Origin of the sequence: Rhodococcus sp. BP-241 (genome assembly GCF_019836145.1) — a bacterium.
Classification (GTDB): domain Bacteria; phylum Actinomycetota; class Actinomycetes; order Mycobacteriales; family Mycobacteriaceae; genus Rhodococcoides.
Map to the genome: position 1 here is coordinate 572602 of NZ_JABUEI010000001.1, position 12353 is coordinate 584954.

At 69.0% G+C, this 12353-nt stretch carries 12 protein-coding genes; 4 read left to right on the forward strand and 8 right to left on the reverse strand.

Going from position 1 to position 12353, the window contains the following annotated elements; genetic code table 11:
• Window positions 1–4: 4 nt before the first annotated feature.
• From smc to uraD, 8 genes are read right to left on the reverse strand one after another with little or no spacing between them, the layout of a single operon-like run.
• The gene (gene smc / locus HQ308_RS02650) at window positions 5–3628 is read right to left on the reverse strand and encodes a chromosome segregation protein SMC (protein WP_222645349.1); all 3624 of its coding nucleotides are present in this window, start codon (window positions 3626–3628) and stop codon (window positions 5–7) included.
• Window positions 3629–3657: 29 nt separating this feature from the next.
• Window positions 3658–3942 (reverse strand): acylphosphatase, encoded by a 285-nt coding sequence (locus HQ308_RS02655; RefSeq protein WP_027505005.1) that lies wholly within the window; start codon window positions 3940–3942, stop codon window positions 3658–3660.
• On the reverse strand, window positions 3939–4349 hold the full coding sequence (locus HQ308_RS02660) for an OsmC family protein (protein WP_027505004.1): 411 nt from the start codon (window positions 4347–4349) through the stop codon (window positions 3939–3941). Before HQ308_RS02660 ends, HQ308_RS02655 begins: the two co-directional genes overlap by 4 nt.
• A 13-nt stretch (window positions 4350–4362) precedes the next feature.
• On the reverse strand, window positions 4363–5127 hold the full coding sequence (locus tag HQ308_RS02665; protein WP_027505003.1) for an IclR family transcriptional regulator: 765 nt from the start codon (window positions 5125–5127) through the stop codon (window positions 4363–4365).
• Between the two features lie 36 nt (window positions 5128–5163).
• Window positions 5164–6537 carry a nucleobase:cation symporter-2 family protein gene (locus tag HQ308_RS02670; protein ID WP_222645350.1) on the reverse strand — a complete coding sequence of 458 codons (1374 nt, stop codon included), beginning with the start codon at window positions 6535–6537 and terminating at the stop codon, window positions 5164–5166.
• A 9-nt stretch (window positions 6538–6546) separates the two neighbouring features.
• Window positions 6547–7440, reverse strand: coding sequence for a factor-independent urate hydroxylase (pucL, locus tag HQ308_RS02675; RefSeq protein WP_222645351.1), 894 nt, complete (start codon window positions 7438–7440; stop codon window positions 6547–6549).
• Window positions 7441–7442: 2 nt separating this feature from the next.
• A complete protein-coding gene (gene uraH / locus HQ308_RS02680; protein WP_222645352.1) occupies window positions 7443–7781 on the reverse strand; it encodes a hydroxyisourate hydrolase in 339 nt (112 codons plus the stop codon).
• On the reverse strand, window positions 7778–8287 hold the full coding sequence (gene uraD, locus HQ308_RS02685) for a 2-oxo-4-hydroxy-4-carboxy-5-ureidoimidazoline decarboxylase (protein WP_222645353.1): 510 nt from the start codon (window positions 8285–8287) through the stop codon (window positions 7778–7780). The genes uraH and uraD overlap by 4 nt, the downstream gene beginning before the upstream one ends.
• Before the next feature lie 157 nt (window positions 8288–8444).
• Between uraD and HQ308_RS02690 the strand changes: the two genes are divergently transcribed.
• Genes HQ308_RS02690 through gcl form a run of 4 tightly spaced genes read left to right on the forward strand, consistent with a single transcriptional unit; the run spans window position 8445 to window position 12351 of the window.
• On the forward strand, window positions 8445–8852 hold the full coding sequence (locus tag HQ308_RS02690) for a gamma-glutamylcyclotransferase (protein ID WP_222637729.1): 408 nt from the start codon (window positions 8445–8447) through the stop codon (window positions 8850–8852).
• Window positions 8849–9661, forward strand: a complete 813-nt coding sequence (locus HQ308_RS02695; RefSeq protein ID WP_222645354.1) for a hydroxypyruvate isomerase family protein — start codon at window positions 8849–8851, stop codon at window positions 9659–9661. Before HQ308_RS02690 ends, HQ308_RS02695 begins: the two co-directional genes overlap by 4 nt.
• Before the next feature lie 9 nt (window positions 9662–9670).
• Window positions 9671–10555, forward strand: a complete 885-nt coding sequence (locus tag HQ308_RS02700; RefSeq protein WP_222645355.1) for a 2-hydroxy-3-oxopropionate reductase — start codon at window positions 9671–9673, stop codon at window positions 10553–10555.
• Window positions 10552–12351 carry a glyoxylate carboligase gene (gcl, locus tag HQ308_RS02705; RefSeq protein ID WP_222645356.1) on the forward strand — a complete coding sequence of 600 codons (1800 nt, stop codon included), beginning with the start codon at window positions 10552–10554 and terminating at the stop codon, window positions 12349–12351. The genes HQ308_RS02700 and gcl overlap by 4 nt, the downstream gene beginning before the upstream one ends.
• Window positions 12352–12353 lie beyond the last annotated feature (2 nt).

The window sequence follows — 12353 nt, forward strand, 5'->3', positions numbered from 1 at the left end:
CCTGTCAGGACGGTGGCTCGGGAGTCGCCACCTCCCCCGCGGGCTCGAGGACGGCACGCTTGGGCAGCCGCTGCGAGATCACCGTCGTGATGCCGTCGCCGCGCATGCTCACGCCGTACAGCGCGTCGGCCACCTCCATGGTGGGTTTCTGGTGCGTGATGACGATGAGCTGCGACTTCTCCCGCAGCTGCTCGAACAGGCCGATGAGGCGACGGAGGTTCGTGTCGTCCAGCGCCGCCTCGACCTCGTCCATGACGTAGAACGGGGACGGCCGGGCCCGGAAGATGGCCACGAGCATCGCGACCGCGGTGAGCGACTTCTCGCCGCCGGACAACAGCGACAACCTCTTGACCTTCTTGCCCGGCGGACGGGCCTCGACCTCGATGCCGGTGGTGAGCATGTCCGAGGGGTCGGTCAGTACCAGTCGGCCCTCACCGCCCGGGAAGAGCTTGGCGAAGACGCCGACGAACTCGCGCTCGACGTCGGCGTAGGCCTCGGTGAACACCTGCAGGATGCGGGCGTCGACGTCCGCGACCACGCCCAAGAGATCCTTGCGCGCCGACTTCACGTCCTCGAGCTGGGTGGACAGGAAGTTGTAGCGCTCCTCCAGGGCGGCGAACTCCTCGAGCGCCAGCGGGTTGACCTTGCCCAGCGTCGCGAGGTCCTTCTCCGCACGCTTGACCCGGCGCTCCTGCTCCGCGCGGTCGAACGGCATCGGGGCCGGGGCCACCACCTGCTCGCCGCGTTCCTTGGCCTGCTCGTACTCCGCCATCTCGAGGTCGGTCGGCGGCAGCGTGACGTCGGGTCCGTACTCGGCGATCAGGTCGTCGGGCGCGATGGAGAACTGCTCCACCACGTTCTGTTCGAGCTGCTCGATGCGGAGCACCGCCTGCGCCTTGGCCACCTCGTCGCGGTGCACCGCGTCGGTCAACTGCGTGGCGCGCGCGGCGAGGGCGCGAACCTGTTCCCGCGTTCGGTCCAGCTCGGCAGCTCGGTCGGAACGACGGCGAGCCAGTTCGTCGCGGCGCACGGCAGCGTCCGCCACGACGCGCTCCAGCCGTCCGGCGACACGAGTCCCGGCCTCGGCGACCGCGGCGGCCACCGCAGCGGACTGCACGCGGCGTGCCCGTGCCCGCTCGGCCCGCGCACGGCCTTCTCGTTCCATCCGTGCCTGCCGACGGAGCTGGTCGGCCTTGCCGCGGACCGAGTCGGCGCGCTCCTCGGCGGTGCGTAGGGACAATCTGGCCTCGACCTCCACGGAGCGCACCTCGGTGACCGCTGCGGCAGCGTCCTCGCGGGCCCGCGCCCACTCCTCCGCCTCACCGTCCCCGTCGGCGTCGCCGCCCTGGTCGTCCTCGGCCCGGCGCACGCGCTCCTCCAGTTCGGCGAGCGCGGTCACCGCCTCGTCCCGCTGATGCTCGGCCCGTTCGCGCTGGGACTGCAGCCGGGTCGACTCGGCATGCGCGACACGGGCGACCTGGCCCAGTCGGCCGAGTTGCTCGTACACCGCGGACATCGCGGCGTCGGACTCCGTGAGCGCGGCCAACGCCTGATCGGCGGCCTCCCGGCGGTCCGCCTGTTCGGCGAGCGCCCCGGACAGCGCCGCGGCGAGTTCCTCGGTCCGACGCTCCATCGTCGCCAGTTCGGTCACCGACTCGTCGATGGCCGCCTGCACCTCGAGCGTGCTGGGTCGGCGGTCCGACCCACCGGTGATCCACCCGCGCCCCACCAGGTCGCCGCCGCGTGTCACGACGCGCACGTCGGCGCTGTCCTCGACCAGGGCGGTGGCCTCCTCCAGCGTGTCGACGACGCTGGTGCCCGCCAACAACGAGGCGAGCGCGCCGCGCGCCGACTCGGACGCCTCGATCACCGACAGGATCGAGGTGCCGGAGCCGATCGTCCGCTCCTCGGACGCCGCGCCCGTGGGGTAGACGATCGCCGCGCGGCCGGCGTCCTCGCTCTTGAGCGCCGACACCGCCTCGCGGGCGTTCTCGACCGACGAGACCACCACGGCGTCGGCCGCGGCTCCCAGCGCCACGGCCACAGCCACCTCGTACCCCGGCCGCACGGTGAGGTGATCGCCCAACCTGCCGACGACGCCGTGCTGTTGCTTCTCCCCCAGCCACGCACCGCCGTCGCCGCGTTCCAGGTTCATCGTGAGAGCGTCGATCCGGGCGCGCAGCGATGCCACTCGCTGGCTCGACTCCCGTTCTCCCGTCTGCAGTTCCGCGACGCGGGCGTCGGCGATGGCCAGTGCCTCGACAGCATTCTCGTGCTGCGAGTCCAGTCCCGCCTCACCGGCGTCGAGTTCGCCGACCTTCTCCTGGACGATGTCGAACTCGGCCTGTGCGGCGTCGCCGCGGTGCCTCGCGTCCTCGATCGCGGTCGCGAGACGGGCCACCTCCGTGTCGTACGACTCGGCCCGAGCGCGCAGCCCGTCCACCTGACCGGAGAGTCGCGCGAGGCCCTCCCTGCGGTCGGCGACGGCGCGCACGGCAGCGGCGTGGGCGCGCTCCGCGTCCGCCGCGGCCGCTTCCCGTTCCGCGAGCTGCTCCCTCGCGGCATCGAGGGTGGCGCGCGCGAACTCCACCGCCTCGGTCAGCTGCAGCTCCTCCTCGGCGACCCGGTCCGCACGCTGCTCGAGCTCGTCCGGGTCGGGACCGCGGCGGTCCTCCGGCTCGTCACCGAGGTGACGTGCCCGCTCGGTCGCGATGCGCACGGTGGCGCCGACACGCTCGGCGAGAGCGGACAGCTGGAACCACGTCTGCGCCGCCGCCTCCGCGCTCGGGGTGAGTCGCGCGAGGTCCTGCTCGCCCTCGGCCAGCACCGCCTCGCCCTCGGCCAACGCGTCCTGGACAGCGGCGTACTCCTCGCGAGCCTTCGTCTCGTCGTGCGACTGTTCCGCCAGTTCGGTCCGGCGTGTCATCAGATCGTCGGCGGCGATGCGCAGGCGCGCGTCGCGGAGGTCCGCCTGCACGGTCTGCGCGCGCCGGGCCACCTCGGCCTGTCGGCCCAGGGGCTTGAGCTGCCGACGCAGTTCGGTGGTGAGGTCCGTCAGACGCGCGAGGTTGGCCTGCATGGAGTCGAGCTTGCGGACGGCCTTCTCTTTGCGCTTGCGGTGCTTGAGGACGCCGGCGGCCTCCTCGATGAAGGCGCGACGGTCCTCCGGCCGCGACTCGAGAATGGCGGCGAGTCGACCCTGACCGACGATGACGTGCATCTCACGGCCGATACCCGAGTCGCTGAGCAGTTCCTGGACGTCCATCAGTCGGCACGAGCTGCCGTTGATCTCGTACTCGCCGGCACCGTCGCGGAACATGCGGCGGGTGATCGAGACCTCGGAATAGTCGATCGGCAGCGCGCCGTCGCTGTTGTCGATGGTCAGCGTCACCTCGGCCCGGCCCAGCGGGGCGCGGCCGGACGTGCCGGCGAAGATGACGTCCTCCATCTTGCCGCCGCGCAGCGCCTTCGCGCCCTGCTCCCCCATGACCCAGGTCAGAGCGTCGACGACATTCGACTTGCCCGATCCGTTGGGCCCCACCACGCAGGTGATGCCGGGCTCGAAACGCAGAGTCGTCGCCGAGGCGAAGGACTTGAAGCCCTTCAGCGTCAGACTCTTGAGGTGCATGGCGGTTCAGACTACCCAGCCCTGCTCTCTCAGCGTTCGACGAACCCGTCGAGTCCGCCGCGCGCGGATTCCCAGTTGTCCACCACGGTGGTCACCGAGCCCGGGGTGTCACCCGATCGCAGTGCGGCGAGCAGCGCCTCGAGATCCGCTCGATCTCCCTCGGCGACCACGTGCACCCGGCCGTCGGACGTGTTGGTCGCTGATCCGACGAGCCCGAGTTCCAACGCGCGCGACCGCGTCCACCAGCGGAAACCGACGCCCTGGACACTGCCGTGGACCCACGCGCTCAGCCGTTCGAGGTCGACTGCCGTCACTCCTCGACCTCGATACGGAGGTCCACCTCGGTGCCCGCCTTCAACGTGCGCCCCACCGTGCACACCTTGTCGACGGCCTTGGTGACGACGGTGAGCAACCGTTCCCTGGCCTCCGGATCGAGGGCGCTGAGGTCGACCGTCAGCACCTCCTCGAGCCGCGGGTAGCGCTCCTCGTCACGATCGGCGACGCCCGACACCCGGACGGTCGCGTCGTAGTCGTCACCGAGCCGGCGGGCGAGGGGACGGTCGGAGCTCATGCCCGTGCACGCCGCGAGAGCGATCTTGAGCAGCTCACCGGGAGTGAAGACACCCTCGACGTCCTCGGACCCGATGAGCACTTCGGCACCGCGCGAACTCTTGCCGGTGTAACGACGTGTCCCGGTGCGATCGACCCACAGTTCAGCCATGGATCGAGTCTAGTCAGCGGCGACCGAGACCGTCCGCGGCCAGGTCCTTCGCCAGTCGCTCGGCGGCCGAGACGAGCAGTGGCACATAGTCGTTCGCGGTGTCGGGGGTGACGCGGGCGGACGGGCCCGCGATCGAGATCGCGGTGAGTGTCGGGGCGCCGATCACCGGAACCGCGAAGCACCGCACCCCCACCTCCTGCTCCCCCTCGTCCACGGAGTAGCCGCGCTCGCGGATCACGGCGAGATCTGCGAGGAGCGCCGCGGGTGTGGTGTGGGTGTTCACCGTCTTCGGCGCCATCCCCGTCCGGGCGAGCAGTGCGAGCACCTCCTCGTCGGGCAGCTGCGCGAGCAACGCCTTTCCCACCCCGGTGCTGTGCGGGAACACGCGCTGACCCACCTCGTTGAACATGCGCATCGCATGCTCGGACGGCACCTGCGCGACGTACACGGCCATGTCGTCCTCGAGGAACGCCATGTTAGACGTCTCGTGCGTGATCGACACGAGCTCCGCCAGATAGGGACGAGCCCACGAGCCGATGAGCTTGGCGGATCGCTCACCGAGGGCGATGAGCCGTGTCCCCAGGGCGTACCGGCGCGACGGGAGTCGGCGTGCGTATCCCAGCGCCACCAGGGTCTTGAGCAGACGATGGATGGTCGGCATCGGCAGCTCGGCCGCCTCGGCCAGCTCGCTGACACCGACCGACCCGCCCGCACCGGCCATGATCTCGAGAAGGTCGAACGCGCGCTCGACCGACTGCACGCCGCCACTGGACTCCATGCCGCCGAGCCTATTCCACCAGGCGGAAGAAACGGCTCATTCCCTTCGCTCGACCACGATGGGTGGTGCCGCTGCGACCACCGACGGCGACGACCGTCGACCGGCAGTGATCTCGTTGAAGAAGATGTTGAGGATCACCGCGACGATGCTCGCCGCGCTGATTCCCGAGTCGAACACCACGTGCACCCACTCCGGGAACGCCGACCAGAATCCGGGCACGGCGATGGGAAGCACGCCGAATCCGATGGCCACGGCCACGATCACGAGATTCAGGTTGCCGTCGAAGTCGACCTTCGACAGGGTGCGAATGCCGCTCGCCGCCACCGAACCGAACAACACGATGCCGGCGCCGCCCAGCACGGGCAGTGGTACCGCGGCGACGAGACGTCCGAGGACGGGAAACAACCCCAGCACCAGCAGGACCGATCCACCGGCGGCGACCACGAACCTGCTCTTGATGCCAGTCACCGCCACGAGGCCGACGTTCTGTGCGAAGGCACTCGCGGGGAACGTTCCGAAGATCGGGGCAACGGTGGTGGCGAGCATGTCGGCCCGGAGACCGTCCCCGACGCGGCGGGAATCGACGTCGGTGCCGACGATCTCGCCCACCGCGAGGATGTCGGCCGTCGTCTCGGTCATGATCACCAGGATGACCACGACCATCGAGATGATCGCCCCGATCTGGAAGACGGGCGTCCCGAAGGCGAACGGCTCCGGGAGACTGAAGATCGCGCCCGTGCCCACGTCACCGAAGTCGGCCTCGCCGACGAGCGACGCGACAATTGTGCCGACGACGATGCCGATCAGGATGGACAGGCGCGACACTGTGCCCTGCGCGAACCGGCTGACGACGAGGACGACGAGGAGACTGACACCGGCCAACCCGATGTTCGAGGTCGACCCCCAGTCCGGCGCGGACTCCGTCCCACCCATGGCCCACCGACAGGCCACGGGCAGCAACGAGATTCCGATGACCGTGATGATGGTGCCGGTGACCACCGGTGGGAAGAAGCGGACGATCCTGCTGAAGAACGGTGTGACGAGGATGCCGATGGCACCGGCGGCGATGATGGCGCCGAACACCGCGTTCAGCCCACCGGGCCCACTCGCGACGGCCACCATCGTGGACACGGAGGCGAACGAGATGCCCTGCACCAGAGGTAGCTTGGCGCCCACGAACGGCAACCCGAGTGTCTGGAGCAGAGTCGCCGCGCCGCTGACGAACAGGGCCGCCGACACCAGGATCGCGATGTCGGTACCGGACAGACCGGCGGCGCCGCCGACGATGAGCGGAGGCGCGATGACCCCGCCGTACATCGTCAGGATGTGTTGCAGGCCGTAGACGTAGGTCTTGCCGAGACTCAGCCGCTCGTCCTCCGGGCGGGCGGGATCGTGCGCTGCGCGTGTCATCGCCGTCTCCTAGCAGAATCCGGGAACGGTGTCCCACGCCCGGCCGGCGTCGGGGGCGTCGTCACGTTCGACGGTGGCCTCGATGAGCCCGTAGGGCCGGTCCGCGGCGTAGAACACCTCGCCGGGGTTGTCGAGCCCGAACGGTTCCAGGTCGACGAGGAAGTGGTGTTTGTTGGGCATCGAGAACCTGATCTCGCCGATCTCGGGATGCGCCTCCAGAACTTTCGTCCCCATCTGGAACAGGCTCTGCTGCAACCCCAGTGAATGCACCGTCGCGAAGGTCTCGAGCATGATGGACCGGACGTCGGTGAACGTGTTGTCGAAATCGAGCTCGGTGGTGAGGTACCGCCACCGTGCACTCACCGAGGTGGCGAGGATGCGATCCGTCGTCTCCTGCAGAGTGGTGTATCTGTCGGTGGGGAAGCCCCAGAACTCCGAGCCCGTCGACTTGAGCACCACGAGATCGCTGAGGCCCGAGACGATCCAGGTGTCGTCGCCGTCCACGGTCACGATGGTGGTGCGCTTCTCGTCGCCGGCACGGACGAAGGAGTGATCGTGCCCTTCCGGTCCCGTCGGGATGCGGTCCCACGAGTACTGCTCTATCTCCCAGCGGCCGCCGGTGATCCAGTCGAAATCGGTGGTGAAGTGCCGCCCGAGACGCAGCGCGAACTCCTCGATGGCACCGATCCCGTGGCGTGCGAACGCGTACACGGTGTTCTTCTGTGTGTCGGTCGCGACGACATGACCGTTGTCGCCGTCGGTGTGCGCCGCGGACAGACCTCCTCGCAACTGCGACGTGACCGAGATGTCGGTGATGCGGTGGCGCGGGGTCTCCCTGTCGATGCGCACGAGGCGGCATTCGGCCTTGCCGTACTGGTTGGCTCCGAGAACGATCGTGCTCATGTCTAGCTCCCTCGATAGGTCGTGTACGCGAACGGGCTGAGAAGGATCGGTACGTGGTAGTGCTCGTCAGCGGAACGGATGTCGACGGCGATGTCGATCCGTGGATAGAAGGTCGGACGGCCCCCGCGCGCGAAGTAGGACGCGGTGTCGAAGGTCAGCCGGTAGACGCCCGGTTCGAGGCGGGCGGGACCGAGATCGGTGATGCGGCCCTGCGCGTCCGTCACGCGCGAGGCCAGGGTCACGCCGTCGCGTTCACGCACCAGTGCGACCGACATGCCCTGTGCGGGAACACCATCGGCTGCATCGAGTACGTGCGTCGTGACGTGAGCGGGCTCGGTCACAGGACACCCGGTCCCAGGAGCCGCACAGCGGCGATCTGACGCAGAGCGTCCTCGATCTCGCGGAGTTCGGTCGACTCGTCGTGACCCAGCCGCCGATCGAGCTCGGCGATCACGTCGGCGGCACTCCGGCCGGCCGCTCTGACGAGGAACACCCGACCGAATCGCGATTCGTACTCCTCGTTGCCGGCGGCGAGCCGAGCGACGACCCGCGCATCGGAGCTGTCCACGCCGGACTGCTCCGAGCGTGCGAACGCGGCGCCGGCGTCGTCACCGACGGGCCGGTCCCCGATGCGCGGATGGTGCCGGAGCGCACCGTCGATCTCGGCGGGCGTGAACGGGGCGGCCACCGACATCACCGCGCTGTGCAGCGATCTCTCGTCCGCGAAGGGCGTCAGCGCGAGCAGCGCCCGGCCCCACCGGGGGATGTCGAGGCAGTGACGGAGGTGCTCTTCTCCGCCGTCATTCGCGGGGGTCTTGGATTCCGTATCGCGAAACAGCAATTCCATAGAACGAAGAGTGACAGCGGTCACACGCGCTGTCAACCCTCGATCCGCAGCGCCTCGCACGGCGCGGTCCAGGGGTTGACATCCCCACTGTGACCCGTGACACTCGACGCATCCGCGGAATATTTATTCCACAATACGGATTCTGGAGGTCCATTCGATGGCTCGACTCTTCTGCAACGGCGACGCTATGCGTGGTGGCGTTCTGCACCACAACGTCGCCGCCCACACCTTCCTCGGCACCGTGCGCACCACACCCGACTACCGCTTCTACTCGGTACGGGACGAGTTCCCGGCCCTGGTGCTCGCCCCGGACGGCGGCGCCGCCATCGAGGGTGAGCTGTACGACGTCCCGATGAACGACATCCGCGCTCGGTTCCTGCCCGACGAGCCACCCGAGCTCGAACTGACGGTCGTGCAGCTCGAGAACGGTGATTCCGTTCTCGCCGTGGGTCTTCGGCCCGGCATACTGCTCGACGACCACACGGGCCTGACGGACATCACCGCCGCCGGCAGCTGGCGGCGGTACCGCGGGCTCACCGCCCCGTCGTCCGGCGACGTCTCGTGAGCGGCGGCGAGACGTGGACGTACGCGGTCAACTGCTCGATCCTGTTGACCGAGGTGCCCCTCCTCGAGCGCCCTCGGCTCGCTCGGGATCTCGGATTCGACGCCGTCGAGTTCTGGTGGCCCTTCGCCTCTCCCGTGCCCGCCGACCGCGAGGTGGACGCCTTCGTCACCGCGGTCGAGGATGCCGGGGTCCGACTGACCGGGCTGAACTTCGCCGCGGGCGACATGCCGGCCGGTGATCGGGGAATCCTGTCAGACCCGGCACAGATCGCGGCGTTCCGCGACAACATCGACGTCACGGTCGGAATCGGTGAGCGACTCGGTACCCGAGCGTTCAACGCGCTCTACGGCAATCGGCTCGAGGGGGTCGATCCCGTCGAACAGGACCGCGTCGCCACCGACAACCTGGTGGCCGCCGGCACCGCCGTCGCCCGACTCGGTGGAGTCGTCCTGATCGAGCCGGTGAGCGGAGCTCCCGCCTACCCGCTGACGACGGCCGCGGACGCGGTCGCCGTGATCGACCGGGTCGCCGCCCGCGGCGTCGACTCGCTCCGACTGCTCGCCGACCTGTACCACCTCGACGTCAACGGTGACGACGTCGCCGCGGTCATCGACACCCGGGCCGCCCTGATCGGACACGTCCAAATTGCTGACTCGCCCGGTCGCGGTGCACCCGGCAGCGGCGCCCTCGATCTGGACGCGCACCTCGCGCGCCTCGCCGAGAACGGCTACCGCGGTGTCATCGGACTCGAATACAAGGCCGCTCGGGACACCGCCTTCGACTGGCTCACCCACTCGCACTCCACGTAAGGATCCGCCATGAGCACCATCGCATTCATCGGACTCGGCATCATGGGCAGCCCCATGGCCGTCCACCTCGCACATGCCGGCCATCAGGTGGTCGGGTACAACCTCACACCCGACCGCACCGCACCACTGGTCGAGGCCGGCGGCACCGCGGCCGAGTCGATCGCCAAGGCGGTGACCGGCGCGGACGTCATCGCGGTCATGGTGCCCGACTCCCCCGACGTCCAGGACGTCCTCACCGGCGAGGGCGGGGTGTTCGACAACGCACCTGCAGACGCCCTGATCATCGACTTCTCCAGCATCCGACCGGACGTCACCAGCGCGCTGGCGCAGGAGGCCCGGTCACGAGGGTTCCGCATCATCGACGCGCCGGTGTCGGGCGGTCAGGCCGGCGCCGAGAACCGGGCCCTGTCGATCATGGTGGGCGGCAGCGCCGAGGACGTCGAGTCGGCCAGGCCCATTCTCGACGTGGTGGGCTCGACCGTCGTCCACGTCGGACCCAACGGCTCCGGGCAGACCGTCAAGGCCGCCAACCAATTGATCGTGGCCGGCAACATCCAGGTGCTCGCGGAGGCGATCGTCTTCCTCGAGGCCTACGGCGTCGACATGCGCGCCGCCGTCGAGGTTCTGGGGGGCGGCCTCGCCGGATCGGCAGTCCTGAAGCAGAAGGCACAGAAGATGCTCGACCGATCGTTCGAGCCCGGGTTCCGGATCGACCTGCACCACAAGGACCTCGGCATCGTCGGCTCCGCGGCACGCGAGGCGGGTGTCGTCACGCCGATGGGCGCCCTGCTCGCTCAAATGATGGCGTCGGCACGCGCCAACGGCGATGGCGGACTCGACCACTCGGCCCTGTTCCGCGGCGTCGAGCAGCTGTCCGGGAAGGCGAGCCGATGACCCGCATGCGCGCGGCCGACGCCGCGGTCAAGATTCTCGAACTCGAAGGCGCCACCACGGCGTTCGGTCTGCCCGGCGCCGCGATCAACCCCTTCTACTCGGCCATGCGGGCGCACGGCGGCATCCGGCACGTCCTGGCCCGCCACGTCGAGGGCGCGTCCCACATGGCGGAGGGATTCACCCGAGCGAAGGCCGGCAACATCGGCATCTGTATCGGCACCTCCGGGCCCGCCGGCACCGACATGATCACCGGTCTCTACTCCGCGATGGCGGATTCCGTTCCCGTACTGGCCATCACGGGCCAGGCACCGGTGGCCCGACTGCACAAGGAAGACTTTCAGGCCGTCGACATCGCGTCGATCGCCGCACCGGTGACGAAGATGGCCATGACGGTCCTCGAGCCCGCGCAGGTGCCCGGCGCTTTCGCGCAGGCGTTCCACCTGATGCGGTCCGGGCGCCCCGGTCCCGTCCTGATCGACCTGCCCATCGACGTGCAGATGGCCGAGATCGAGTTCGACCCCGACACGTATCAGTCACTGCCGGTGCACAAGCCGCATGCCTCGCGGGCGCAGGCCGAGAGGGCGATCGACATGCTGCTCGCCGCCGATCGACCGTTGATCGTCGCCGGCGGCGGCATAGTCAATGCCGACGCGTCGGACCTGCTGGTCGAGTTGGCCGAGATCCTGAACGTCCCCGTGATCCCCACGCTGATGGGCTGGGGCACCATTCCCGACGATCACCGGCTCGCCGCGGGGATGGTCGGGCTGCAGACCTCGCACCGTTACGGCAACGCGACGCTGCTCGCCTCGGACTTCGTCATCGGCATCGGGAACCGGTGGGCCAACCGACACACCGGTGGCCTGGACACCTACCGCGGGACGCGGACGTTCGTCCACGTCGACATCGAGCCGACTCAGATCGGACGGGTGTTCGCCCCCGACTACGGCATCATCTCGGACGCTGCGGCAGCACTGGAACAGTTCGTCGCCGTCGCACGGGACCGCCGCGCGGCCGGTGCGCTCCGCGACCTCACGGGCTGGGTGGAGGAGTGCGCGACGCGGAAGCGGACCATGCAGCGTCGCACGCACTTCGACGACGTCCCGATCAAGCCGCAGCGCGTGTACGAGGAGATGAACCGTGTCTTCGGCCGGGACACCCGCTACGTCACGACGATCGGGCTGTCGCAGATCGCGGGCGGACAGTTCCTGCACGTCTATGAGCCGCGCAACTGGATCAACTGTGGCCAGGCCGGTCCACTGGGGTGGACGATCCCCGCCGCGCTCGGTGTGGTCGCGGCGGACCCGAGCACACCGGTCGTGGGTCTCTCCGGCGACTACGACTTCCAGTTCATGATCGAGGAGTTGGCCGTCGGCGCACAGTTCAACCTCCCCTACGTGCATGTGCTGGTGAACAATTCGTACCTCGGTCTGATCCGGCAGGCCCAGCGCGCCTTCGACATGGACTTCTGTGTGCAGCTCGGGTTCGACAACATCAACCACCGAGATCCTGTCGACGGTGAACCGGGCATCCCCAAGGGCTACGGCGTCGATCACGTTGCCGTCGCGGAGGGGCTGGGCTGTAAGGCGTTGCGCGTCACCGAGCCGGATGCGATCGCGGACGCACTCGCCTCGGCCCGCACCCTGGCGGCCGAGCACAAGGTTCCCGTCGTCGTCGAGATCGTGCTGGAGCGCGTCACGAACATCGCGATGGGCACCGAGCTGGACAATGTCGGCGAGTTCGAGGATCTTGCGCGATCGTCCGCCGATGCACCCACGGCACTGCTGATGTTGGACTGAGG